This window comes from Psychrobacter sp. JCM 18900 (genome assembly GCF_904846625.1).
GTDB lineage: Bacteria > Pseudomonadota > Gammaproteobacteria > Pseudomonadales > Moraxellaceae > Psychrobacter.
The window spans coordinates 623,604-649,866 of the sequence record NZ_CAJHBL010000002.1 but is presented as its reverse complement, the minus strand read 5'-3'; the positions used below and the strand labels follow the sequence as shown (position 1 = coordinate 649,866).

Below are 26,263 nucleotides of genomic sequence, written 5' to 3'. Positions count from 1 at the left end.
AGGCTCAACAACTGGTTCAGGCTCAACAACTGGTTCAGGCTCAACAACTGGTTCAGGCTCAACAACTGGTTCAGGCTCAACAACTGGTTCAGGCTCAACAACTGGTTCAGGCTCAACAACTGGTTCAGGCTCAACAACTGGTTCAGGCATAGCACTAGCCATTGACTGTACTAAATTGTCATTATAATCAATACCGCTTTGCAGCTCATCGTGACTTGGTGTCTGATAATCAACACTATAAAGCTCTGGCGGCGGTGCTGACGCTTCATGTGCAACAGCATCTGGAGCTGATGCCGAAGATACTGGCTCTATAGCTGGTACTTTGGTAACAGCCCCATCACTATCATAAGTATTGCTCAAGACTTCATCGACTGGTAATGGACGAAACGCCAGTAATCGTAAGATGCACATCTCAAGTGCTTGCATCGGTGTACTTGCAAGCTTGACACCTTCACGTGCCTGTACAACAATTTCATAATACAGCTGCAAGACATCAGGGCTGATATGCTGAGCTAGCGTATAAATATCTTTTGCTTGCGCCTCATTGACATTGAGAGCGACCTCAGGCATCAGTTGGGTCAATGCCAACTGATGCAACAGCTCAGCAAGCCCGTCAAACATACTAGTCGCATCGACCATTTGCGCACGCATTTGCTCAATATGAGCAGCAACCGCAGACTTATCATGATTATAAATATCTGTGATTAGACGTACTAAGTCAGCAGCATCAATAAGACCAAGCATTGCATTGACAGTAGCATCATCCAATGCGCCTTGGCCAAAAGCAATGGCTTGATCGGTCAATGATAACGCATCACGTACAGAACCTTTGGCTGCACTTGCCAATTGCCAAATGGCTGGCTGAGTATAGCCTACCTGCTCTTTGGTCAAGATATTTGCCAAGTGCTCGCTAAGTAACGTTTGAGGTAATGGACGCAGTACAAACTGCAAGCAGCGCGAAATAATCGTAATCGGTAGCTTTTGTGGATCAGTCGTCGCTAATAAAAACTTAACATGTTCAGGTGGCTCTTCTAGCGTTTTAAGTAACGCGTTAAAGCTGTGCGTAGACAGCATATGTACTTCATCAATCAGATAAACCTTATAACGTCCTTGACTTGGGGCATAAGGCACATTGTCTAACAGCTCACGCGTGTCTTCGACCTTGGTACGAGAAGCGGCATCAATCTCAATAAGATCAATAAAACGCCCCTGATCAATAGCAACGCAGTTATCACACACGCCGCAAGGGGTACTGGTAATACCTGTATCACAGTTCAAGCATTTAGATAAAATACGCGCAATCGTCGTCTTACCCACACCGCGTGTGCCTGTAAACAGATATGCATGATGCAGACGATTGTAATCAATCGCATTAATCAACGCTTGAGATACATGCGTCTGCCCAATCAACTCATGAAAGTTTTTTGGTCGGTATTTGCGAGCTAAAACTTGATATTGCTGCGTCATAAGAAATGCCAATGTAAATAATACAAATATAGAGGGAGCGTCAAACTAATGAATCATACTATGTTTAGGTTATAACTGAGCTTGAAGTTGGGCCAGTCGGTCATATAAGCGTTGAGTGCTTTCATCAATCAATGAGCCTGCTTGATGAAAAACATCCAGATAAACCTCAGTGTTTACACTGTCTTCGCACGGCCTAAACTCTACGCCTAGTAAAAATAAATCGTCCATTACTGGCTCTTGTAACTGGACGTTGATGTCTGACAATAAATCTTTATAAGAGAGCCTAACATTCTCTGCGCTTAGCGAACTGCTATTGTCTTGCGCATAAAACACCATGAGATAATGGCGTCCAAATACATGGTAAGAATGCTCATGACGGACATAACCATTCCAGCGCGAGTCTTGATCCATGGTTCTATAAGCTAAGATTTTTTCTACTAGACATGCATAGGTATACATTGACTCATCTACCAAAATATCAACCTGATCATTTGGTAAAGGTGTACCTGCTTCATAATAACGCTCAAGCACACTGTTGAATAGCTTGAACCACATCCCAGTATTTTTTTGCATCTCAGCCATTAAGGCATCGGCAAACATAGTCTGATTCGGCTCTACTGCTTTAAGTAAGCGTAATTCAACTTGCTCAATTAACTCGTTGTCAATTAGCTGTTCTTGTACCCTAATCGCTCGTTGATGAAAGTCAGGTGATTGTAGAAACTGTTTAAGCAATGTTGATTCGTTTTGAAATGATGCAAAGTTAGATAGTTGACGACGATGGAAATCTAAAAAGGTTGTTAAATCACTTGGAGTAACCAACTGATTGAGGATATCAACGAAGTTTTGATGACTAAAGACTTGTAGGATACTTTGCTCATCATCTAAGTCTAAAACACAGTCTTCTGCAAAAAACCGACTGCCATATTCGTAGCCAACTGCATAAGATGAATGGCCCGATTGATCGTTTTGATGATTGATGGACAATGATGTTAAACCGATAAAATAAACCGTTTTATCAGTTGTCACGGTACTTCTATCTACAACTAGGCTATCGTTTTTTTGATAAATCTGAGCGTGGCGTTTGATGAGTTGGTTAACAACTTCTTTTCTCCACTCACGAACTCTAGCATTATCCACTTCTTGTCTATTCGCTTGCATCACAACCGTATTGACGAGCAGATAAATAGTAGCGCCAGAAAACTCAAAAACAAAATCATAACCCTGAAAATGATCAGAGTCAGTGATTTTGTCATCAGGCAACTCATACAATGATAAAAAACATTGCTGAATCATTCTTTGCCATAGCGTATGTGATGCTTGCTGAATATCCATAATACCTCTATAAACGATATATCACAAAAAAGCTTATACCCATTCTGTGAAAATGAGCAAAAGCTTTTTATGCTGAGTTAAGTATCAGTTTGGATTTATAGCAAGCAAACCCATCTTAACTGTCTTGTTTGCGGCGCATATGCGGGAACAAGATCACATCACGGATACTGGCAGAGTCGGTAAATAGCATTACTAGACGATCGATACCAATACCCTCACCGGCTGTCGGTGGCAAACCATAAGACAATGCTTCGATATACTCTTCATCGAAATGCATGGCTTCATCATCGCCAGCGTCTTTTTCAGCAACTTGACCACGGAAACGCTCGGCTTGGTCTGCTGGATCATTGAGCTCGCTAAAGCCATTGGCCAATTCACGACCACCAACGAACAGCTCAAAACGATCAGTAATCTCAGGATTGTCATCACTACGGCGCGCTAGAGGCGAGGTCTCAGCTGGGTACTCAGTAATGAACGTTGGCTGACGTAATTGATGCTCAGCCGTTTCTTCAAAGATAATCGTTTGTAGTTTACCCACACCAAACACATCTTTGACTTGCTGCTTAAGTGTCGTAGATGCATATTCTGCTAGGTATTCACGATCATTGATACGTGTCATGTCAAAGTTTTCAGCATATTTTGCAATCGCATCAGACATTGATAGACGAGCAAATGGTGCTTTTAGGCTAATGGCTTCTTCTTGATAAGTCAGCTCTGTTGTGCCCAACACATCTATTGCTAACTGATTAAACAGACGCTCAGTCAAATCCATCAAGTCATGATAATCAGCGTATGCTTGATAGAACTCAATCATGGTGAATTCAGGGTTATGACGGGTTGAAACCCCTTCGTTACGGAAACTACGGTTAATCTCAAATACGCGCTCAAAACCGCCAACGACCAGACGCTTAAGATAAAGCTCAGGCGCGATACGTAGGTATAAAGGCATATCTAATGCATTATGATGTGTCTCAAACGGACGGGCTACTGCGCCGCCTGGTATCGGATGCATCATTGGCGTTTCGACTTCCATAAAACGCTCATTGAGCATAAATTGACGGATACCACTAACGATCTGACTACGAACCATAAAGGTATTGCGAGTCGTCTCATTGGTCATCAAATCAAGATGACGATTACGATAGCGCGCTTCGACATCAGCCAAGCCATGGAATTTATTTGGCATTGGACGTAATGATTTGGTCAGTAGCGTAATTTCTTCAATATGCACATACAAATCGCCTTTACCTGAGCGACCGATATAGCCTGATACACCAACGATGTCACCCAAATCTAGTGATTTAATGCTCGCACGCGTTTCCTCATCAAGCTCTTTACGTGCTACATATAATTGAATACGGCCTGTCATGTCTTGAATCACGATGAACGAACCACGGTTAAGCATGACTCGACCCGCCACGTTGACCTGTGTTTTTTCACCATTCGCTGCTTTTTCTTCAATTTCTTGCTTTGAGACACCATCAAAAGCCGTCTGTAAGTCTTGCGCATAATCAGTGCGTTTGAACGTATTAGGATACGGCTGTTTACCTGAAGCACTGATATCGTCTAGCTTGGCTTGCAGTTGTGCGATTAGCTCGTTAGCATCTTCTACGACTGGGGTTTGATCTTGGTTCTGATTATTGTGCTTTGACATAACACTCTCAATATTTTTAGGTAATTAAATGGATAAACGAAAACAGAAAAATTAAATCAATACTTATTATTATAAGAACAGACATGATGATAAAAACGATAAAACTGTTGGTGCTTTTACAGACTAACTACTAGTCATTGGCACCGATACTGGCCATCAAATCAGCCTGATGCTCACGTAATAGTGCATCAAGAATCTCATCCAAGTCGCCTTCCATAATGGAGTCAAGCTTGTATAAGGTAAGGTTGATACGATGATCGGTCATGCGGCCTTGTGGAAAATTATAGGTACGGATACGCTCTGAGCGATCGCCACTACCGACCAAGTCACGACGTATAGAGTCCGCCACATCGACCTGTGCTTGCACTTTGGCTTGTTGGATTTTAGAGACCAGCATTTTCATAGCATGCGCACGGTTTTTGTGTTGGCTACGCTCTTGCTGACACTCTACCACGGTACCCGTTGGAATATGCGTCAAACGTACGGCAGAGTCAGTTGTGTTCACGTGCTGACCACCAGCACCGCTTGAGCGGAAAGTATCCATCTTGATATCAGCAGGATTGATATCAACGGTATCATCAATCTCAACTTCTGGCATGACTGCGACCGTACAAGCTGACGTGTGAACACGACCTTGGCTTTCGGTCTCAGGGACACGCTGTACACGGTGAGCACCCGATTCAAACTTTAGGCGACCATATACACTATTGCCAGATACGCGAGTGATGATTTCTTTATAACCGCCATGCTCACCTTCATTTGCAGAGAGCACTTCTAGTGTCCAGCCCTGGCTCTGCGCGTACTTTTGGTACATACGGAACAAATCACCAGAGAAAATTGCTGCTTCATCGCCACCTGTCCCGGCACGAATCTCCAAAAACGCTGGCACTTTATCGTTAGGGTCTTTTGGTAGCATCATCAGATTGAGCGCTTCTTCCATCTCTACGATTGTATCACGCGCACTCTCAATCTCATCGATCATCATCTCTTTCATGTCAGGATCTGTTGCATCAGCTAGCATCGCTTCTGCATCAGCCTGATCCGTTTCTGCACCCACGTAGTTTTGCCACAGCGTCGTGATCTCCATCAAGTCGCTGTGCTCAACAGACAATTCACGGAACTTGTTATTATCACTGATGACACTAGGATCTGATAATAAAGCGGTGACCTCTTCATAACGGTCTACCATCTGGTCTAAACGCAGGCGTAAGGATTCTTTCATAAAAGGACTTTTAATTGGATAAGAGGAATAAGCCCGTGATTATAGCAAATTTTTTGGGGTAAATTAAAACCTCTAATCATTCTTGTTGATATTGTCGGTAATCTTGACGTTACCTTCTCCAACATCTCTGTTTATATTTAGATGTCACAGCTTAATTTCAATAGCAAAAACGACAGACAAAAAAATAGCTAAGAATATTCTTAGCTATTTTTATCAGGACAAATAGTTAAAGCATTAAACCTTGCGAACTAAGACCGAACCAATAGAGTAACCGGCACCAAATGAGCAAATAACGCCCAAATCACCTGATACTAAGTCGTCTTTGTGGCGATGGAATACAATCATAGGACTCGCTGAGCTGGTATTGGCAAATTCAGCAATAACACTCGGTGCAATCGACTTATCGGCATCTTTACCAACTACGGTACGCAGAATCAAATCCAACATATTGGCATTGGCTTGATGCAACCACATCATCTTAACATCAGATGTTGGGATGTCGTTTTCTTGCAAGTGCTCCGTGATAATCTCTGACACTTTTGGACAGACTTCACGGAATACTTTGCGACCGTTTTGCAAAAACAGCTTATCAGTGACCGGTGCTTTGATATCTGGATACATTTCAGTCTGCGCTGCTAGATACTCTGAGCGATCCATAAAGCCATATTCGTTTTTAATGTTGGTCGAAAACTGAGTAAATAGCTTAGAGTTTAGAATCTCATAACCTTTTGGCGTATCTAATTCTTCAACGATAGAAGCGGTCGCCACATCACCGAAGATAAAGTGGCTGTCACGGTTGCGCCAGTTTAGATGGGCTGAGGTAATCTCGACGTTGACCACAGCAATACGCTTGGCCAAACCAGAGATGATAGAACCGTGTGCTTGTGACAGACCAAAAGTCGCCGCACTACACGCAACGTTCATATCATAAGCAAAGCCGCCAATCATACCAATTTCGTTCTGGATCTCGATAGCAACCGCAGGATAAGTACGCTGGAAGTTTGAGCAAGCAAGGATGATACCGTCTAAGTCATTGGCCTCAAGTCCAGCATCCGCCAAAGCATCTCTAAGTGCTGCTGCACCCATTTCGGCCATTACTGACAACTCTTCGCCCAAGTTACGGTAAGGGATAACTGGCGCCATGATTTCAGTATTTAAGATACCTTCTTTTTCCATCACATAACGTGATTTGATGCCAGATACTTTTTCGATGAAAGCAGCTGAAGAAGGCTCAAGTGCCGTCACTGTCTCTGCAGCTATTTCTTCAGCATGTTCGGTATTATAGTTTTCAACATACTGGTTAAATGACTCAACTAGCTCTTCGTTACTAATGCTGTAAGGTGGAATATAAAGACCAGTGCCTGTGATACAAGTCGTCATGATAAGCTTCCTTGTCTACTACTGTGGTGCTTGGAATAAGCATAAAAGTGGAAAAATAATAGCCATTCAAATTCAGTGAATAACTGTAAACTTAAAATCAGTGTGTTTATTATGCCTGAATATTATAATTTTTCTAATACTTTGTTACAAATAATCTGTTTCTTGCCATAAATTAGCAAAGACTGGCGTCCTTTTTCGGTAGCTACGTTATAATTAGCATCATTTTGGTCTGTACTACTCATCGAACTATCTTAATTATTCAGAACATCGATACACGCTCATACTTAGGAATGCTAATGGCAGAACTTCTCAACTGGTTATTTGGTCAATACGCTGACTACTCTACGATATTTATCATTCTTGAACTGATTGCCGTTATCTTTGGCGTAGCAAGTGTCTTACTCGCCAGCAAAACCAATATTTTAGTCTTCCCTATCGGTCTGGTCAGCACTGCTATATTTGTGTATCTACTATGGAAGTGGCAGCTGTTTGGCGATATGTTCATCAATGCTTACTATACCGTGATGAGCTTGTATGGCTGGATTAACTGGTCAAAGAACAAGAAAAACCAGTCTGTTGAGCACAAGCAGTCAAATGCCAATAACGTCCGTATTGAGCATCTGCATGCAGGTGACATCCCTATACTCTCTGCCTTGGCAGCAGGAACGATAGCTTTTGTAGGATTGGTTTATTATTTCCGTCCCGTGATTAATAATGGCTTTAGTTTCGATGGTGCGGTACTTGGAATCCATCTATTTACTTGGGTCGACTATACTGACATGCTCACTACGGCTTTATTTCTGATGGCAATGTGGCTCATGGCACGGCGCAAAATTGAGCATTGGATACTCTGGATCATCGCTGATGCGATATCGGTACCGCTATACTTCTATAAAGGTTTTACTTTTACCGCGCTACAATATGTAGTCTTCACTCTTATTGCAATCTGGGCATACTATGAATGGCAACGACGCTACCGCGTACAACCTCGAGCAGCATACGCCTAAATCTGTCATCAAAGTCGCGGTCTTAGGAGCAGAAAGTACGGGTAAGACGACCTTATGTCGTGATTTGGCCGCGCATTTTGATAGTCCTTGGGTGTCAGAATATATGCGTACCTACTTACAGGCAAAGTGGGATGATGAGCAGCTGACTTGTACGTGGGAAGATCTGCTCCCTATCGCACAGGGGCAGGTTACACTAGAGAATACCTTAGCCAAACAAGTCGCTCAGTCGTCTAATGCCAGTCATTATTTGTTTTGCGATACCAGTTTGTTTGAGCTGATGGTTTATTCTTATTGGTATTATGGCGACTGCCCTACTGCCCTTGAGCAAGCAGCATTGGCCCATCACTATGATTTGATATTATTGACTGATATTGATACGCCATGGGTGGCTGATGACCTGCGAGACAGTCCACACCAACGCGATGAGATAAGTGCTTATTTCGCCAATCAATTGAGCAAGCATCAGAAATCATTTCAACGCATTAGTGGCGATAGAAAAGCGCGCGTGCGGCAAGTAGTAGCGCAGCTCGCTGATATAGACAACATATCGCCACACCAAAGCTAAATAGCTATATCTACAAGCTTACCCATATTTATGTCTTACAAATTTTTCGTCTTTAAGACTTTCTTGTCTTTAAAACCTAAGAGATACCCATGCTAAAGAAGTTTGAGCTTTATTTAGAAAAAACCATATTTAATAGCCGCTGGATACTGGCACCCTTTTATCTAGGATTAGTGCTAGGCATTATTTTATTATTTATTAAGTTTGTCCAAAAGCTATGGCACATGTTCGCTGACATTCTGACGGCCTCTGAAGCCAGTGTGATTGTAGATATATTGGTATTGGTTGATATCTCTCTGGTTGCTAGTTTACTGCTTATCATTATATTCAGTGGCTATGAGATTTTTGTCTCAAAAATCGATACTGGCACTCATGATGATCGTCCTAGCTGGATGGGCAAAGTAGACTTTTCTGGCCTAAAGCTAAAGGTTATCGGAGCGATCGTTGCTATCTCAGCGATTGACCTTTTAAAATCCTTTATGGATATCTCTAGCGGAATGAGTGAACTTGATGCTGACAAACTCATGTGGAAGGTTATTATTCATATGACCTTCGTATTGTCTGGCTTGTTATTCGCTATTATGGATAAAGTCGTTGGCGACACGAAAAAGCATTAAGCACATTAATAATCGAAAAATAATTATCCGAGAATATCGACTTTCACCCTTTCACAGTTATTTCATATTTCCTGCACATCTTCTCGTTATGCCCTCTCTATGATGTCTTTTAAAGCCACAGTCTGCTATTTCGGCAGCTGTGGGTTAAAGACACTTAGGAGGCGACAACATGCAAAAAACATTATTGACTAAGTTATCCATCATTGTAGGACTTTGTATTGTCTTTTCGATTGGTCTCAGTATGATTAGCGATATCATATACGAGAGACAATACTACGCAGAATCAGTGATAAAAGAAATCAGCGAGCAGCATGTCAATCCACAAGAAGTGATTAATCCATTTATCGCTATTCCCACGACAGTCACACCGGAATGTCAGTCAAATGCATCTGATACACCAAATATAAAGAGCAAATGCGAACCGTCATACTCGAAAATTGAGACGATTTTTGCCTCTCAGACGCAGGCTGCACAAAACCTAAAAGTAAACACAGACACTTATAAACGCGGTATCTATAGCGCTACTAGCTATGATGGTCAGCTGACATTCGATCAGAGTTATACGCTTGATGAGACTTTAAAAAATTTAGATCAGATTGGCACTACAATTGACGATGATGCAGATAAGACACAACTAGCCAAAACCATTACCCACTGGAACAAGGCAAAACTGATCATTCCCGTGTCTGATTTGCGCGGTGTCGCTACCCTGCCTACTGTCACAATCAATCAAAAATCGATTGCAGCAAAATATCTGCAGATACCAATAATAGAGAACTTAAGCTATGTCGAAGCAGATATTCCTAAAGACGTATTGGAGCAATTAAAAAATCCTACTAGCCAAAATAATAAAGACAGCCTTGTTGCCACAAGCTCAGCGGGTATAAATTTAGATAAATCAGAGGTAAATAGCCAGTTATCTAATCCTAAAGACAATCAAGCGCTCAATATTGTGATCGACTTGCCATTAGCTGGCATTAGCAATATAACGACTGTCCCAACTGGTGAGAACTTTACTCTATCTATGCACAGTGACTGGCAGACACCAAACTTCATCGGTAAAGCATTACCAAATACCAAGAGCATTACCGCTGCAGGATTTGATGCCAGTTGGCAAAATCAGTATCTAACTGTTGCAAACAATCAGTACCTCTCTCAATGTCTCAGCGCGCCTAACCATCAATGTACTGTCATAAGTGAATCAACGCTCAATACCGATAGTCATTCGTACAATCCTGATTCGTTTGAGGCATCAAGAGGTCTGACGGCAGACAGTACGGCAGTGGCTGGTAGTAATCAAAGTGTTCTGCTAAACAGCTTTGGGGTTAGTTTTGCAAGCCCTAACGATGTCTATCTACAAACTGAACGAGCCATGAAATACGCCTTGTTATTAATTTTGGTATCGTTTGGTACTTTCTTTTTATTTGAAGTGCTCAAATCAAGTCGCATCCACCCTATTCAGTATCTGTTAGTCGGCTGCGCACTATTTTTCTTTTATGTCTTATTACTACCACTTGCAGAACAAATCGCATTTTGGCAAGCCTATATGGTAGCGGCCAGTGCTTGTGTTGGGCTTATTGGCTGGTATAGCTACTATGTATTTGGTCGTTTCAAACGGGCAGTAATCTTTACTACGACGCTTGCTGGGCTATACGCTGCGTTTTTCGGTATTTTAAGTACAGAAGATTTCAATCTATTACTGGGTGCGATATTCTGCTTTGTGTTACTTGCCTGCGTGATGGTGATGACTCGCAAACTTGACTGGTACAAAGTCACCTAAATTATGTAAGCCACTTAACCCATATACTTTATGAAACCAGTCAAACAAACTGTCAGTAAATGAAAGGTTTCTATCTGATAATTTGAAAAAAACTTGGCTGCCTTAGCTTATCAACTGGGCTAAGGCAGCTAATCGTTATATTATTTGACGATATGATTGTTTAACGCTTTAGCCCAATTATTGCAATTATCCTCACAGCGCGGACAACAATGATTGGGGTCAGATATTTCATCGACGTAACCGCAATACATACAAGCATAATAAACCCCTGCTTCCACTTGCTCGACTGGTCGGTATTGCTTGGGGAAAAGCGGCATACCGTAGTCTGTCTTTTCAGAGGTATGCAATAAAATACTAAAATTGCCATCAGCTTCGAGCAAACCAGTACGAACTTGTCCTAAATGCTCAACTCCTTGTTGGCGCATTTCAGCAAAAAACTCATCATGTGACATCTCACCTTTTTTGATTTTATCAAGCACTAGCATGCCATTTTCTACAATATACATTGAGCGCCCCTCTAGCAGGTCCTCAAAAGGCTGGAATTTCATCATCGCCCAAGTACACAGCCTATAGAGTAAAATGACCGTACCCATGATGAGTACCGCTTGGATAATAGGCAGGTCTTCGGTGAACATAGGGTCACCTGCAATAGAGCCCAACGATAAAATAATGGTCAGCTCGAAAATAGAGAGCTGACGGACACCCCGCTTACCAGTGAAGCGCAAAAATGTGATAATTAATACAAACATTACAGTGACACGTATTAAAATTTCTACGGCAAACAACCAAGTTGTGTCATAAATAAAAATACTTGCCCAATTCATACTATCTTTCCTATTTATTTATCTGATTTATTGTGTTTAATGAATGTTGTTCTAAGAGTTCGTTTGATACGACGCACATCATCCCTATTTTTAGACCTTATCGTCAATACAACTATCGTTATTCTGATTTAAAAGAGACTTTTTGCCATAAGTACGACAAAATATCCTGTCCTGTGAGACAGCTATAGATTAGATTAATCAGTTATAAATCTATTATCTTTGCTAAGAAATAAGCTTTCGTTATAACAGCGTATCTCAAGACCTAAAACTAAAATCCTATGTTTGCCTGTTTTGTGTCATTTATTCATTGTAGGAATTACTTTTGAAAGCCACTATTTATACCATTATCGCGTTAATCGCCTTTGCCGCAAACTCCCTGTTTTGCCGAATGGCATTGGCAGAAGGCTATATCGACGCTTGGAGCTTTACAATTATCAGGCTAATGAGTGCGACGGCCTGTCTAGGCATTATCATGGCTATACATGCTTACAGACTGCGACGCCAAACGCCCAATCATAATAACCCTACTGTTCACGCTATTTTAAATGATAAAGGCAGTTGGTTGAGTAGCGTCAGCTTGGTGATTTATGCGCTGTGCTTTTCAATTGCGTATGTAGAGCTGGATACTGGCACTGGTGCATTGATTTTGTTTTCAGCGGTACAGCTCACCATGATTGGCTGGGGTATCTATAAAAAAGAGCAATTAAGCGCACTACAATGGTTAGCATTTGTTGTTGCAGTGGCAGGGTTTGTATATCTGATGTTGCCATCCGCTGCCATACCATCACCATTGGCGGCAGCGTTAATGGCTATGAGCGGCATAGCTTGGGGAATATATAGTATACGAGGCAAGGCATGTATCTCACCGCTACGAGCGACAGGGTTTAACTTTGTGCGTAGTTTAGTCGCTGTGCCTATACTATTACTGGTAGGTATGACGTATCTAGATGACTTGGGTTTCAAAAATATCAATTTGGAGGACATTACTACTGAAGGTGTACTACTTGCCTGTGCATCAGGAGCAATCGCCTCAGGGTTGGGCTATAGTATCTGGTATACAGCGATGCCTCTATTGAAAAACACACAAGCCGCTATCGTTCAGCTATGTGTGCCTGTGATTGCTGCGTTGCTAGGTGTGATATTTTTGTCTGAACAGCTGACTATGCCATTTATAGTTGCAAGCACCGTCATTTTGGGCGCGGTCTTGGTGTTTACCTTAAATAAAAAAGTACCGGTATAAAATAATGCTATTAACAACCTAGCATTAGCCAATTTGCTAAAAAAGGTTCAAGCTAATTACATTACTGGACAACATAAAACGCCCCGACTTTCATAAATCGGGGCGTTTTATGTTCGAGTTATTATTTTAATATTGCTAGTCTATGGTCACTAGTCTTTAAACAACCGTCTGTACGCAACAGCCTTTAAACAACAGTCTTAAACGACTGTCACTTCTAGACGAGTATCAACATTGCCACGAGTGGCGTTAGAATACGGGCACACCTGATGCGTGGCTTCGATCAACTGCTGCGCCTGCGCTTCATCAATACCTGATACTTCTACAGACAACTCTATCTCTAAGTTGTAGCTACCGTCAGCTTTCATACCGATACCCACTTGCGCAGAGGTCTTTGAAGCGGTCACAGGCAATTTCATGTGCTGTGCAGTCATGCTCAAAGCGCTATCAAAACAAGCCGCGTAACCCATGGCAAAAAGCTGTTCTGGGTTCACGCCTTCTTTGTCTTGCTCTTGAAAAGATACCAAGTCAAATCCTAAAGAACCATCGTCTAATCCAGTATGGCCAGAACGTCCACCAGTAGCGGTTGCGCGCGTTTTATAAAATATTTTCATGATTAATTATTCCTTGTTTCATATTATTAGAGGTCGTACTTACGCTGTTGCGATGAAATTATTATAGAATCCTCAACATTTATACGTTAGAACAAACCTCTATAACTCTTGCCTAATCCTACAAATATTTATACTATCAGGCAATTGTATAAAATAAGCACTCGTGATGAATCAAACGACTATTGACCAACTTCTTACCGTACTACCTAGAAATAAAACCATCGAATCTGCTGTTTCAGGTTTGTTCTTTTACTGCGCGGACAAACCAAGCAAAGCCGTGAGTTATATTCAAGAGCCAAGTATTTGTATTGTACTGCAAGGAGAGCGGGAGATTTACTTGGGTGCTGACTGTCAAAGGTTTGACAATAGTAACTTGATGCTCTGTCCTGTTAACATACCGCTAAGTATGCATATCAAGCACGCTTCGATAAAAAACCCTATCATTGTTTTATCAATGAAATTAGATTTAGCTATGATTAGAGACGTCTTAGCGCAGATACCGACCACACACCCAGTAGTAGGCAGTCATTTAGGAATAAAGTGGCACTTAGATGACACCATAATGGACGCGTTTGATCGATTGATACGCTTGCTTGATTATCCAAACGATATTGATTTTCTATCTTCTTTAATTCAACAAGAAATATACTATCGCCTACTCTTGGCTGAGCAAGGCAACAAACTTAAGCAATTGGTCATTAGCGGTAGCCATACACACCGCATTGCCCAAGCGACTGACTGGATAAAGGCACATCTAGATGAACCTATTATGGTTGAGAGCTTGGCTAGTAGATGCGGCATGAGTGTCTCAGGGTTTCATCAGCATTTTAAAGAAATAACCCAGCTGAGTCCGCTACAGTATCAAAAAAGCTTACGTTTAATGGAAGCCAGACGCTTAATTAAGATGCATAGGGCGCAAATATCACAAGTAGCAATGCAAGTAGGCTACGAAAGTCCTAGTCAGTTCAGCCGAGAATATAAGCGATTGTTTGGTCTAAGTCCAAGTAATGAGCTGTAGTTGCAACCTTGTTCTCTAATAGAATTAATTTAATTTGCTTAGGCTATTTACTATTATATTTACGAAAGCATTCCTTAAAAAACATCATTTTTAAGTTGAATAATTTGTGGAGTATTTTAAATAAATAGAAAAATTGGTTGACGTGACTATATATTCGTATTATAACATATGATATATATTTAAAATAATGAATGTATAGGAGCAGCTTTACTCTGTATACGATCGATGTAAAACGATCAATAGAAAGCTTAGGGAGGAGATAACATGATTCGTTTAAGCTACACTCTCAAATGCTGGGCACTTGGCATCACGTTTTTTACAGTGTTCTACTTTATGGTAGTCATGAGTGACCCTGGCTTTAGTAAGTACATTTACATGTTGGCTTTTAGCACTTTGCTATTCCCTATTGCTAAGCGTGCAGTCGATATTATGACCGATTTTTTCGCACCAGATATTGAGCTGTTCAATGGATTGTTACCATCACTTTTAGTCAATATTGTGATTTGGATGCTTACTCCATTTATCGTCGCATTAACTGTGATTGCTTATGTGCTTTATAGCATGGGTGTACTGACAGAAAAGATGAGCCATTAAGTACCAATCATTAAATACTAGACATTAGATACCAGTCACTAACTATCAAACATTAAGCCTCAATAGCTCATAGAGAAGATAGTTTGCAAACTATCTTCTCTAACTATGTATATAGCGACTAAAACGACTAATAGATTTAACTTACAACGGCTAGTTGCTGATTTTTTTGCCAACAAACTGTACTACAGCGCTAAGCCCTTGATGTCGCTTTCCTTCTGATACCATACGCAACTTCTCTACACCAATCACTTCGTTCAGCCCTACAAGCTCATGTTGAAAGTTCTCTAAAGCGCCAAAAAGTTCCCTTTGACTGGCTGGCGGTCCACCGACTGCCTCTGTTTCAAGCTGTCTTTCTGTATAAGCTTCGACGATAAATATTCCCTCTGGCTTGAGAGCAGTGCTAATTTGTGCATGTACATATTGACGTACCGTTTTGGGCACGTGTGCCCAAATATAAACTATGGCATCCCATTTATCCTGACCAAAGTTATAATCTGCTAAATCAGCTACTTGGGTGGTAATAGCTACCCCTCTATCTTTGGCCAACTTGTTCGCTTTGTTTAACCCTACTTCGGACATATCCATTGCAGTCACCTTGAAGCCTTGCTCAGCTAAGAATACTGCATTCCTACCCTCGCCCTCTGCTAGACAAAGTACGTGTCCACCTACAGGTATCTGCTCAAATGTCTCTCTCAAAAAATCATTAGGTTCGGTACCAAATGCGAACTCTGTGCCGCTATAGCGTTCATCCCACATTTTAATCGTCCTTTTATTTGAGATTGATATCCAATTTGGTAGGTAACATATGGCATTTAGAATGCTTAGTCGTAAAGTCCGTATTTTAAGATAAATGCGCACTCTATAACATGACGTACCATACAAAACTAAAATTTAGTCTAACTCACCTTGTCCCACATTTTGCTTAGACGCTTGGGCGATACTGCCATACGAGTTTTCATAGGCTGGGCAAACAGTTGAATACGATACTCTTCCACCATCCAACGATACTCACTGATAGCTTCTTTGTCCGCACGTCCTGCTAACCGCTCCATATGCAAGTCAAGCGCGTAAACGCCGTCAAGGTCAGCGTCGAGGTTGTGCTCCAGACGCTCTAGTCGAATCTGTAGCGCTTCAAGATAGCGTGGGTACTGTTGCCAATGGCTATAATCCATCCGATAAACAAAATCAGCCAAATGTAAGTCTTCTAGCTGATCTTCGATATCATCGATAGACTCACCAAATATCTCGCGATCTAGCATCAGTAGTCCTTGGCGAATACGCTGCCAACGAGTGTAGACATTCTTAAGCGTTTTGATAACGCTTTGACCAGTTAATAAAAAGTTATTCACTACCACTTCGAGAGTCTGGGCATACTCTTCAGAGGTAAACGGTAGCTCTTCGCTCAATCCGACTGCAATATCATCGGCGCTTTCTGGTAAATTTTCAGCATGATCGAATAAGACGTAGTGCTCTTCGAGAGCCGCGTCTAACGCAGCATCTATGACGATCGTTTTGAGTTTATCCATGTCGCCAAGTGGCGCAAATGCCAGTTTAAATATACTGTCGATTTGGCTCGTTAACTGCTTTTTCTTTGCACCAAGTTTGCCTTTGATTAAAGTCAGCACCCCGATGCGATGTGCTTGAAGTGCTGCATTGACATCAGTGTATTGATGAATCGATACAGCTTCTCCCGCTTCATCAGCGACAAGCGCCGCAAACTGTTTCATTACCACACCTGCGCTATGATGATTTTTGCTAAAAGCAAAATGCTCAGGGAACTCAGTATGCACGCCTTGCTGCTCATTTACTGCTTGACTGGTTTCAGATGCATGACGAATCTGTAGGGTTTGCAGGTCACGGCCTTTTTCGATGATACGGTTTTTCTCATCGACCACACAGATTTGTGGCTGCAAATAGCGATCAATCGTAGATGGATTGAAGTTCTCTAGCGTCACCGACATAATACCGCGACGATGTAATGCCTGACACAGCTGCTTCAGCAATCCTTGTCCACCCTTTGGCTGCAATTCGTCAAACAAACTGTCTGCAGTATTTGGTATCGGTACGATTTGACGACGTATCTCCTTTGGCAGTGACTTGAGCAGCTGCAATACCAATTCATAGCGCCAACCAGGCACACCCCACAGTAGCTCAATCGCGTCGAGCTGCGGTAATGCGGCAAGCGGTACACGTATGGTCACACCATCATCATCGCTGGCTGGATCAAAGATATAGCGGAGCGGCAGTTTTAAATCGCCCAGCTTCCACACTTCTGGGAAGTCCCCTGTGGTCGGCGCTTGGCTATTAAGTACATCTTCATCGGTAAAGAATAGATGCTTGGCATCATGCTTTTCGACTTCTGCACGCCAATCCTCAAACGCTTTGCGACTAGCGACGTGCTCAGGAATTTTCTTATCATAGAACTGATAGAGCGTCTCTTCATCCACCAATAAATCACGGCGACGCAGCTTGTCCTCGATACGCTCAACATGAGCAATCTTATCCATGTTATGTTGTAGAAATGGTGCATTGCGCCCAAAGTTACCAGTTACCAAGCCATCACGAATAAATATCTCTCGTGATTCAACCAAGTTAACTTGCTCATAATTGGTCAGCTGCTTGCTGATAATGATCAAGCCAAACAAACTAATCTGTGCGTAGGCTTTGACGCGTCCTGTTTTCTTGGACCAATGTGGTTCGAAGTAATGATATTTCAGCAAATCACCTGCCGCTGAGATAATCCATTCTGGTTCGATTTTGGCAACAGTACGCATAAAGACTTGTGAAGTCTCCACCATTTCAAACGCCATCACCCAAGGTGGTATTTGTTTAAACACCGTACTGGCTGGGAATATCTTGGCCTTTTGCTGACGCGCCGCCAAATACTCACCGCGGCTTTCGGTCTTATGCGCGATGATAGACAATAAACCCGTCAATAATGCTCTATGCAGATTGGCATATTTGACTGCTTTTAACTCTTCGTCTTCGATCGCTGTCGGATCATTGACAGCCACATTTTTATCAGCAGCTTTTGACTCATTAACATCAGTTAGCTTCAGCTCAGTGACCATTTGTACCAATTGACGGTGTGTCTGATGCCATTCTCGTACACGCGGGAAGCTTAAATAGTTCTTCTTAGCAAACTGCTTACGCTGATTGCCAGACAGTTTATTACCGTCTTCATCTTTTTCAAACAGCACCTTCCATAGACTCAGATAAAACAAAAAGTCAGAGTCGTCTTGACGGAAGACCGCATGCTTTTGATCCGCTTGCGTGCGTTTATTGGCAGGCCGCTCACGTGGATCCTGTACAGCGAGCGCGGCCACAACGATTAGCATTTCGCGAATACAATCAAAGTCGGAACCAGCCACCAGCATACGTGCCAGCCTTGGGTCAATTGGCATACGTGCCATTTTCTGACCAGTTGCTGTCAAACGCAGGTGATCAAGCCCTTTTCTAGCTTTTGGCTTATTGGTTTTGTCCTGAGCAGCGGCATCTTTCTTAGAAGTAATAGCGCCCAACTCATCTAGCAGTTTATGACCATCAGTAACCAATCGGCTATCAGGCGGCTCAATGAACTCAAAGTCATCGACACTACCTAGACGTAAATTGGCCATTTGCAAGATTACTGACGCTAAATTGGTACGTAAAATCTCAGGCTCAGTAAACTCAGGGCGGCCACTAAAATCTTCTTCACTATAAAGACGAATGCAAACACCTGGGGCAACACGGCCACAGCGACCTTTACGCTGATTGGCAGCTGCTTGCGAAATCGCTTCAATCGGTAAACGCTGTACACGAGAGCGATACGAGTAACGCGAAATCCGCGCAAAACCCAAGTCGATCACATAGCGAATACCCGGTACAGTCAATGCAGTCTCAGCAACGTTGGTTGCAATAACAATACGGCGACCTCGACCCGATGGCTGAAAGATACGCTGCTGTTCTTCATAAGTCTGCCGTGCAAACAATGGCAGTACTTCTGTATGGCGCGGACCATGACGCTCAAGCACTTCCTGCGTTTCGCGAATCTCCGCTTCAGTCGCAGCAAATATCAAAATATCAGATTGATCGGCGTGACCTTTACTCTGCGCATCGCTAAAGCACTCTTCGACAGCGGCGACCACAGCACGCGGCAGGTTCTCTTCAAAATCATCGTAGCTGTCATCTTCCGAGCTGTTTACTGGCTCATCTGTCAACGGACGATAACGGACTTCTACCGGAAAGCTACGCCCTTCGACATTAAAAATAGGCGCAGGGACTTGCCGTTTGAGCTTGCTATCATAACGGCTGAAGTATTCACTAAAGCGCTTGGTATCAAGGGTCGCCGAGGTAATAATGACTTTTAAATCTGGGCGCTTGGGCAGCATCTTTTTGAGATAACCCATAATAAAATCAATGTTTAAACTACGCTCATGCGCCTCATCAATAATAATCGTATCGTACTTACTCAAAAACCGATCATGACCCAACTCAGCGAGTAAGATACCATCTGTCATGAGCTTTACAACAGATTGTGCTGTCCCTTGCTCATTAAAGCGAATCTTAAAACTGACCGTATTACCTAATGGCTCACCCAGCTCTTCTGCGATACGGTTTGCCACACTACGAGCAGCCAATCGTCTTGGCTGTGTATGCCCTATCTGTCCAGTGATACCACGCCCTGCTAACATCGCAAGCTTAGGCAGCTGCGTCGTTTTACCAGAACCGGTCTCACCAGCGACGATAATGACTTGATTATCGATAATCGCTTGTACTAAGTCTTCTGCGCGCTGGCTAACGGGTAGATCTAGATTTAGCTTGGCAGGTAAATCACTTGGAATACTATTGATACGTGCCTGTACAGCTTCTTGAGAACGTGTCTTTATTTTCTCGTACTGAGCACGTTTTTTAGCGAGTACATCATCTGAATTATTCTTTTGCTCAGAATCATGATTAGATTTTTTATTCTTAGATACAGCAGCACGTGCCAGCTCTCGTTCAAGACGGCTTAAGTAATAGCTGTCCTTGGCAAGTACTGGTAAATCCGCCAGTGGTACTGCTGGCTTCTTAGTATCTCGAGTTTCATTCACAGTAGATGTATCTGAATCGCTGTTTTTAGGAATATTGGGCTTAGAAGTATTGGGCATATTTGCTTAGGCTATTTATTATGTAGAAGTGGTTAGATTATGGGGGTAATTGGGGTATGATTCAAGTTAGTCGAGTCCTGATTGCTCTTGTATCAATAATGCTGAAACTATCACACATTACAGAACGTATCCGAACTTAAGCTATCCATTAAGTTCATTTAATCAGCCGTGTATTGGGTTACTTTTATAAAATTTAGATAAACCTGTTATTAAACCTGTTGTAGCGCCAATTTCCTTAAATTCTTGATGCTTAGATAGCCGACGTACTCTTTGTCTTCTTTAGCATTTAACTCACCTGTATCACTAATAGGCTCAATCGAAAGCTGAACATTGGAGATAAGATCGTTTACGTTATATATGTCATTTATATCTACTGCAAACTTATCATCAATATGAGAAGCTGCATTAAAAGGTGATGTTTCATCTTTAAAAGTAAACTGCTTATAAAAATCACTTTTTTTTGCTTGTTTGATGGCGTCAGCTTGGTTAGGTGCAACGATAAGTAGCTTGTAATGAAATTCTTCAAAACTGTCCTGTTGATAGCCACCTAGATTGATAAAGAATAACTTTAAGTCAGTAGCAGCCTTTAATTGCTCACTTGATTCAATTAACTTGATGGCATAACTACACACTTTAGTAATTGCTCGATATGAATCAATATGCCATTTATTTTTTACCTCAGGCCAATGCTCATTGATATCTCCTATCAAGTCACTCACCTGACTGGCCACACCAAAGAAGATATCGTGTTGCTCAATCAGACGGCCTTTAGGACGACCGCCCAGTTGAACCATATATAGTGTTAGCATAAAACATGACCTTCTAAACAACTCTAGTGACAACGACTATTAAAGCGTTTTAAATATTCTTTCAATTACTTATCGGATCATCCGTCAAAAACTGCTTTACAACGTCAACGGTTGCTAACGGATCTTCTTCGTGCGGTACATGACCTAAGTTATCAAATATCTTAAGCTGACTATTACGTATATCTCTATGAAATAACACGGCGTTTTCTACAGGAATAAGATCGTCTTTTGCACCCCATAAGATCAAAGTCGGTATGTCCAGCTGCTTTATTTGAGCTTGATCACTGGCATCATCGCTCTCATTTAGCCGACGACTCAAAGCCTGTCGATTACCTTGGCGCAAGGTCAATTCATAGTATCTGTTAATCAACTTCTCATCGACTTTGCTGTCATCGGCATACACGCTTAAAACGCTTTTTTCGACGACATTTCTGGGTAGGATACGATTTAAAATTGGTGACATCATTGGATATTTAGCAAGTTTAAAACCAATAGGAATATGTTTGGGTGTTGTTGGATAACCAACTGAGTCTACCAGTATCAATCGATTGACACGCTCAGGATACAAAGCGGCGGTACGCCACGCTACCTTGCCTCCTAATGAGTTACCGGCGAGCGTGACGCGGTCCAGCTTCAAATGATTGAGTACTTCAATAACAAACGCCGCGTAATTTTCGCTGCTGTATCGCGTGCTCTCGTCCACATAAGGACCTGTCAAACCAAACCCTGGTAAATCCATGCTCACGACACAGTATTGATCAGACAGCGCCTTGGTCCAGCTCTTCCATGTATGCAAGCTTGCCGATGTACCATGCAATAAAACGATTGTTTCGGGTCGGTTTTTTTCGGCTGTATTGCCACGATTTGTATAACAATTAGCTGACTGCGCTACATGCGCTTGCATACCTTGTATGTCTATAAATTCGCTGTTAGGTAGTTGCCATTGTTTTAGCTCAGCGACGGTACGATCAGGTGCCCAGTATTTTGCTATAAATACCATTAACACGGCAATTGCGCCTAGTAATATCAGAACAGTTGCTTTTAATAAGTACTGTGTCATGTGATCAAATCCATTTAATAAGATGACGTTAATAATAAACATTCTATACCGCTAGCTCGTATGATAAGCCATAAAAAACCCCAACGTTCAATTTGTCTTGAACATTGGGGTTTCATTTATACTAAGCAGATATGACTAGGATTGTAATGACTACTTGATTATATCAAGAAAAAGTACGCCCATAGCCCGATAACGATAGTAGAAATAATATTTAATATGATACCTGTACGAATCATTTCTGTCTGTTTGATCAAACCTGTACCGAACACAATAGCATTTGGCGGTGTGGCAACTGGCAACATAAAGGCACACGATGCACCAATACCGATGACCAATACGAGCACTTCATGTGGCAAACCCATCTGCTCTGCAATAGCGGCAAATACAGGCACTAACAATGCTGCCGAGGCAGTATTAGAAGCAAACTCTGTTAAGAAAATAATAAATGCTGAGACTGCCATCATCACAATGATAAGTGGTGCAGAAGACAACGCAGTTGCTACGGTTTCCCCTAGTACCAAAGACGCCCCAGATACTTTCAAAATTGTCGATAGCGCAATACCGCCACCAAACAACATGAGCACACCCCAATCCGTATTGTCCGATACTTGCTTCCAAGATACTAACCCTAAGCTCACTACTGCTGCAGCTGCTGATAGTGCAACGATAGCATCAGTATCCGTGATATCTAAGGCTGCTCCGATCTTTTTGGAGAATATCCAGCTCAATGCCGTAACGATAAAGACGATGATAGTGACGATACGTGGCTTGTTCCAAGCAATCGGCGCATCATCAACGAGGACAATAGTACGATTTAGGTTCGGCTTTAGGAACACATACATCGCACCCAACAATAATGGTAACAGTACCAACATCATCGGAATACCAAACTTCATCCAGTCTACAAAGGCAATATCGAGCGCCTTTGCTGCAATAGCATTGGGCGGCGAACCAACAATCGTACCTAGACCACCAAGGCTGGCTGAATAAGCAATACCTAATAGTACAAACACAAACGTACCGCGATCTTTTTCACGATCAACTTGCGTCAAGATACCGAGTGCCAATGGGAGCATCATCGCAGCTGTAGCAGTATTCGATATCCACATCGACAAAAATGCCGTCACACCAAATATCAAAAATACAGCTGTACTCAGCTTACCACCAGACATCGATAGAATCTTTAGTGCGATCTTTTTATCTAGCTGCTGCACATGCAATGCTGCTGCCAAGGCAAAACCACCAAAGAACAAATAAATAGTAGGATTGGCAAAGCTTTGCAGACCGATTTCAGCATCGAAGTCTGGTATGCCAACCAAAGCACCGATTACTACGACAAGTAGCGCTGTTATGGTGACGTGCACAGCTTCTGTAAGCCAAAGTACCCCTATAAAAAACAGGACTGCGAGACCTTTATTAGCATTGATATCGAACGGCAACACATTATAAATAATCAACGCAATAATCGCGGCAATAGCGACAACGATCAGCCCTTTGCCTGTACCTTTTGGGAAAGTATCAGTAAATAAATATTCATTGCCATCATTAGGAAGATGACTATCTAGCTTTTGCTCTGACATAGAATGTCCTTATTGAATCAAAGACGGTGTAAGAAACTTAAAAATAAAACATAAATGGTTGGTTAGTGTATTTTAATAAATACATTACTACTGAGGTAAATCTAATTATCTGCAGACATCACTTGAGATATATACGTCGAAACTCGCTTTTCTACAACTTATGCTAGAAATCCGTAAACTTAGTCGTTAACCACGTGATCAGCTTTATTATTAGTTGCATCGTTAAGTGCAGCATCAGTTACACATAGTCACTAAACAAGTGTACTCTGTATATGTACAAGACTATGACCACACTGCATACTAGATAAGTTAAATAAAAGCCAAGCGCTACTAAATACGAGCGTCAACAAATAAAGATTTAATTAAAACATCTCTATTAAGAAGTAAATAAAAACACTGGAGTACTTTATGACAGACTCAAATAAAACGGACTCAACGACCAAAATGGCACCAAAAGACATCAATCAAGATGGCCTAGCCAAAGAAGATCAACAACGTACTGACGACTCTATGCTCGATATGATGCAAGGGATGCATGAGCACGAAGATCATAAAGAATAAGCCCGAAGCATGTTTTAACAGCTCGCTATTCTACACCTAAATAAACATGCAAAAACCAATACGGCTAATAATAGGTACGATAGGCGTTTATCATTATGATAAGCGCCTATCTTTTTTTGGTTCTCTAACCTCTGGCAAATGATCTGAGACATAGTTGTATACAAATGCTGCTGTCGACACAATGGCGATGGGAACGAACAAAGCATCATAGCTGACTTTTGCAAACAAGAAAGCACCTACTGCACTACCGCCGCAAAAGCAATACCAGATAATGGCTTGGAACCCCAAGGTTGGCTTACTAATAGAACGACCCGCAAGCCAGTTACCGATTGCCGCCCCCATGTCTGAGGTCAGCCCTGTCAAGTGAGTGGTACGAATGACTGCCCCACTATAAGTTGCCACCATCGCGTTCTGTAGTCCGCAGGCCATTGCTGCTGCTAATTGCCCCAAGTAATCATGCTGCTGATATAGCCAATAACTAACTAACAGTAGCGCTGCTTCTAGATATAGCGCTCGCCCATAACGACGGCCAAGTTTCAATGATGTCTGGCCAATGACAAAGCCGCTTAGTATAGCCCCTGCCAAAAAGGACAGCAACAAGGTACCAATATATAAAATACTACGCGCGTCTGAATGAGCGATAGCCGCTGCAAACAAGCTTACATTGCCCGTTACGTGCGACACTGATAAATTGGCAAATCCCATTAACGCCGTCGTATTCACACAACCAGCACTAAATGCCAATACTGCCCCGCCCCATAGTATCCACTTTGGTAACTTGGTTATCATATCCCTCGCTCAAAGGCACTTAACTAAAAATGCACACTGCTAAAAAAGCACGTAGCCAAAAAGACTCATAGTATAACTAGAAAAGACAGCCAATTGGCTGTCTTTTCTATTATCAAACGAATCATATATAACAATTACTGTGCTGGTTCATCAAGCATCATCAACTGCTCGCTGATAGCTACTGTATTGAAGCCTGCATCAACGAACATAATCTCACCTGTGATACCAGATGCCCAAGGCGACAATAGGAACAATGCGGCGTTGCCTACTTCTGTCTGTGTGATGTTGCGCTGTAGTGGCGCAATTTTTTCGCTGATATCAAGCATTTTACGGAAAGACTTAATACCACTAGCCGCTAGCGTGCGGATAGGACCTGCAGATATCGCATTAACACGGATACCTTCACCGCCCATAGACGTTGCTAAATAACGAACGCTCGCTTCTAAACTGGCTTTTGCCATACCCATAACATTGTAGTTTGGCAATACTGAAATGCTACCTTCATAGGTCAATGTCAACATAGAACCATGGCGCATCGCTAGTAACTCACGAGCCGCTTTAGCCAATGCAACGAAGCTATAGCTAGATATATCATGCGCGATATGACTGCCTTCACGAGTCGTGGCATTGACAAAATCGCCATCCAACTGATCCATCGGTGCAAAACCAATGGCATGTACCACACCATTAATACCGTCGCCCCAGTGAGCAGTCACTTGCTCAAAGCATGCAGCAATTGACTCATCAGAAGCTACGTCACATTCTAGAACCAAATCTGCTTCAAATTTTTCAGCGGCCATATCGACGCGTTTTTTGATTTTGTCATTCGGGTAAGTCAGGATTAGTGATGCCCCTTCGCGGTGCAGCGCTTCTGCGATAGCCCAAGCGATAGAGAGTTTACTTGCGATGCCAGTTACGACAAATCTTTGTCCTTGCAGTAGCATAAGATTTCCTTTTGAATCAATCGAGATGATTTAGAATAAGAATTTATTTAGAGTAATTAGAAGATTGAGACTACTAAATAGTA

Annotated in this window: 22 protein-coding genes; 8 read left to right on the top strand and 14 right to left on the bottom strand. The window is 42.1% G+C overall.

The window, feature by feature from the left end:
- The 5 genes from dnaX to JMX96_RS05585 all read right to left on the bottom strand — a co-directional run.
- Window positions 1-1,467 (bottom strand): DNA polymerase III subunit gamma/tau (dnaX, locus tag JMX96_RS05605; protein ID WP_227676940.1); only part of this gene is annotated, 1,467 nt, incomplete at its 3' end.
- Between the two features lie 69 nt (window positions 1,468-1,536).
- Window positions 1,537-2,799, bottom strand: coding sequence for a hypothetical protein (locus JMX96_RS05600; protein WP_201568003.1), 1,263 nt, complete (start codon window positions 2,797-2,799; stop codon window positions 1,537-1,539).
- 115 nt (window positions 2,800-2,914) lie between these two features.
- Window positions 2,915-4,453: a lysine--tRNA ligase gene (lysS, locus tag JMX96_RS05595; protein ID WP_102090341.1), complete on the bottom strand. Its 1,539-nt coding sequence runs from the start codon at window positions 4,451-4,453 to the stop codon at window positions 2,915-2,917.
- Between the two features lie 130 nt (window positions 4,454-4,583).
- Complete coding sequence (gene prfA, locus JMX96_RS05590; RefSeq protein ID WP_201568001.1) at window positions 4,584-5,675, bottom strand: peptide chain release factor 1; 1,092 nt, start codon at window positions 5,673-5,675, stop codon at window positions 4,584-4,586.
- Window positions 5,676-5,909: 234 nt separating this feature from the next.
- Window positions 5,910-7,055 carry a beta-ketoacyl-ACP synthase III gene (locus JMX96_RS05585; protein WP_057760302.1) on the bottom strand — a complete coding sequence of 382 codons (1,146 nt, stop codon included), beginning with the start codon at window positions 7,053-7,055 and terminating at the stop codon, window positions 5,910-5,912.
- A gap of 296 nt (window positions 7,056-7,351) precedes the next feature.
- Here JMX96_RS05585 and pnuC point away from each other — a divergent pair, with 296 nt between their 5' ends.
- The 4 genes from pnuC to creD all read left to right on the top strand — a co-directional run bounded on the left by pnuC (window position 7,352) and on the right by creD (window position 11,021).
- Window positions 7,352-8,062 (top strand): nicotinamide riboside transporter PnuC, encoded by a 711-nt coding sequence (pnuC, locus tag JMX96_RS05580; protein ID WP_201568000.1) that lies wholly within the window; start codon window positions 7,352-7,354, stop codon window positions 8,060-8,062.
- Window positions 8,013-8,627 carry an AAA family ATPase gene (locus tag JMX96_RS05575; RefSeq protein WP_201567998.1) on the top strand — a complete coding sequence of 205 codons (615 nt, stop codon included), beginning with the start codon at window positions 8,013-8,015 and terminating at the stop codon, window positions 8,625-8,627. Before pnuC ends, JMX96_RS05575 begins: the two co-directional genes overlap by 50 nt.
- An 89-nt stretch (window positions 8,628-8,716) precedes the next feature.
- Window positions 8,717-9,241, top strand: coding sequence for a TIGR00645 family protein (locus JMX96_RS05570; RefSeq protein WP_102093027.1), 525 nt, complete (start codon window positions 8,717-8,719; stop codon window positions 9,239-9,241).
- 169 nt (window positions 9,242-9,410) lie between these two features.
- Window positions 9,411-11,021 (top strand): cell envelope integrity protein CreD, encoded by a 1,611-nt coding sequence (gene creD, locus JMX96_RS05565; protein ID WP_201567996.1) that lies wholly within the window; start codon window positions 9,411-9,413, stop codon window positions 11,019-11,021.
- Between the two features lie 140 nt (window positions 11,022-11,161).
- Here the strand turns inward: creD and JMX96_RS05560 are convergent, their stop codons facing one another.
- Window positions 11,162-11,845, bottom strand: a complete 684-nt coding sequence (locus JMX96_RS05560; RefSeq protein ID WP_201567994.1) for a DUF421 domain-containing protein — start codon at window positions 11,843-11,845, stop codon at window positions 11,162-11,164.
- Between the two features lie 322 nt (window positions 11,846-12,167).
- On the opposite strand from JMX96_RS05560, the gene JMX96_RS05555 reads away from it, so the two are divergent.
- Window positions 12,168-13,085 (top strand): DMT family transporter, encoded by a 918-nt coding sequence (locus tag JMX96_RS05555; RefSeq protein ID WP_201567992.1) that lies wholly within the window; start codon window positions 12,168-12,170, stop codon window positions 13,083-13,085.
- Window positions 13,086-13,282: 197 nt separating this feature from the next.
- On the opposite strand, the gene JMX96_RS05550 is transcribed toward JMX96_RS05555, so the two are convergent.
- Complete coding sequence (locus tag JMX96_RS05550) at window positions 13,283-13,696, bottom strand: organic hydroperoxide resistance protein (RefSeq protein ID WP_160021698.1); 414 nt, start codon at window positions 13,694-13,696, stop codon at window positions 13,283-13,285.
- Window positions 13,697-13,862: 166 nt separating this feature from the next.
- Here JMX96_RS05550 and JMX96_RS05545 point away from each other — a divergent pair, with 166 nt between their 5' ends.
- Both JMX96_RS05545 and JMX96_RS05540 read left to right on the top strand, forming a co-directional pair.
- The gene (locus JMX96_RS05545; protein ID WP_201567990.1) at window positions 13,863-14,714 is read left to right on the top strand and encodes an AraC family transcriptional regulator; all 852 of its coding nucleotides are present in this window, start codon (window positions 13,863-13,865) and stop codon (window positions 14,712-14,714) included.
- 264 nt (window positions 14,715-14,978) lie between these two features.
- The gene (locus tag JMX96_RS05540) at window positions 14,979-15,308 is read left to right on the top strand and encodes a hypothetical protein (RefSeq protein ID WP_201567988.1); all 330 of its coding nucleotides are present in this window, start codon (window positions 14,979-14,981) and stop codon (window positions 15,306-15,308) included.
- Between the two features lie 150 nt (window positions 15,309-15,458).
- Here the strand turns inward: JMX96_RS05540 and JMX96_RS05535 are convergent, their stop codons facing one another.
- The 5 genes from JMX96_RS05535 to JMX96_RS05515 form a co-directional block, all read right to left on the bottom strand.
- Window positions 15,459-16,064, bottom strand: coding sequence for a class I SAM-dependent methyltransferase (locus tag JMX96_RS05535; RefSeq protein ID WP_201567986.1), 606 nt, complete (start codon window positions 16,062-16,064; stop codon window positions 15,459-15,461).
- 140 nt (window positions 16,065-16,204) lie between these two features.
- Window positions 16,205-20,437 carry an ATP-dependent RNA helicase HrpA gene (gene hrpA, locus JMX96_RS05530; RefSeq protein WP_227676938.1) on the bottom strand — a complete coding sequence of 1,411 codons (4,233 nt, stop codon included), beginning with the start codon at window positions 20,435-20,437 and terminating at the stop codon, window positions 16,205-16,207.
- A 209-nt stretch (window positions 20,438-20,646) separates the two neighbouring features.
- Window positions 20,647-21,246 (bottom strand): DUF1543 domain-containing protein, encoded by a 600-nt coding sequence (locus JMX96_RS05525; protein WP_201567984.1) that lies wholly within the window; start codon window positions 21,244-21,246, stop codon window positions 20,647-20,649.
- A gap of 61 nt (window positions 21,247-21,307) precedes the next feature.
- Window positions 21,308-22,306, bottom strand: a complete 999-nt coding sequence (locus tag JMX96_RS05520; protein WP_201567982.1) for an alpha/beta fold hydrolase — start codon at window positions 22,304-22,306, stop codon at window positions 21,308-21,310.
- A 158-nt stretch (window positions 22,307-22,464) separates the two neighbouring features.
- Window positions 22,465-23,886, bottom strand: coding sequence for an SLC13 family permease (locus JMX96_RS05515; protein ID WP_201567980.1), 1,422 nt, complete (start codon window positions 23,884-23,886; stop codon window positions 22,465-22,467).
- Window positions 23,887-24,294: 408 nt separating this feature from the next.
- Here JMX96_RS05515 and JMX96_RS05510 point away from each other — a divergent pair, with 408 nt between their 5' ends.
- Window positions 24,295-24,447: a hypothetical protein gene (locus JMX96_RS05510; RefSeq protein ID WP_166739249.1), complete on the top strand. Its 153-nt coding sequence runs from the start codon at window positions 24,295-24,297 to the stop codon at window positions 24,445-24,447.
- Between the two features lie 93 nt (window positions 24,448-24,540).
- Here JMX96_RS05510 and JMX96_RS05505 read toward each other — a convergent pair whose 3' ends face one another.
- The gene (locus JMX96_RS05505; RefSeq protein ID WP_057760330.1) at window positions 24,541-25,236 is read right to left on the bottom strand and encodes a YoaK family protein; all 696 of its coding nucleotides are present in this window, start codon (window positions 25,234-25,236) and stop codon (window positions 24,541-24,543) included.
- A gap of 134 nt (window positions 25,237-25,370) precedes the next feature.
- Window positions 25,371-26,180 carry an enoyl-ACP reductase gene (locus JMX96_RS05500; RefSeq protein ID WP_191113648.1) on the bottom strand — a complete coding sequence of 270 codons (810 nt, stop codon included), beginning with the start codon at window positions 26,178-26,180 and terminating at the stop codon, window positions 25,371-25,373.
- Between the last annotated feature and the right edge of the window lie 83 nt (window positions 26,181-26,263).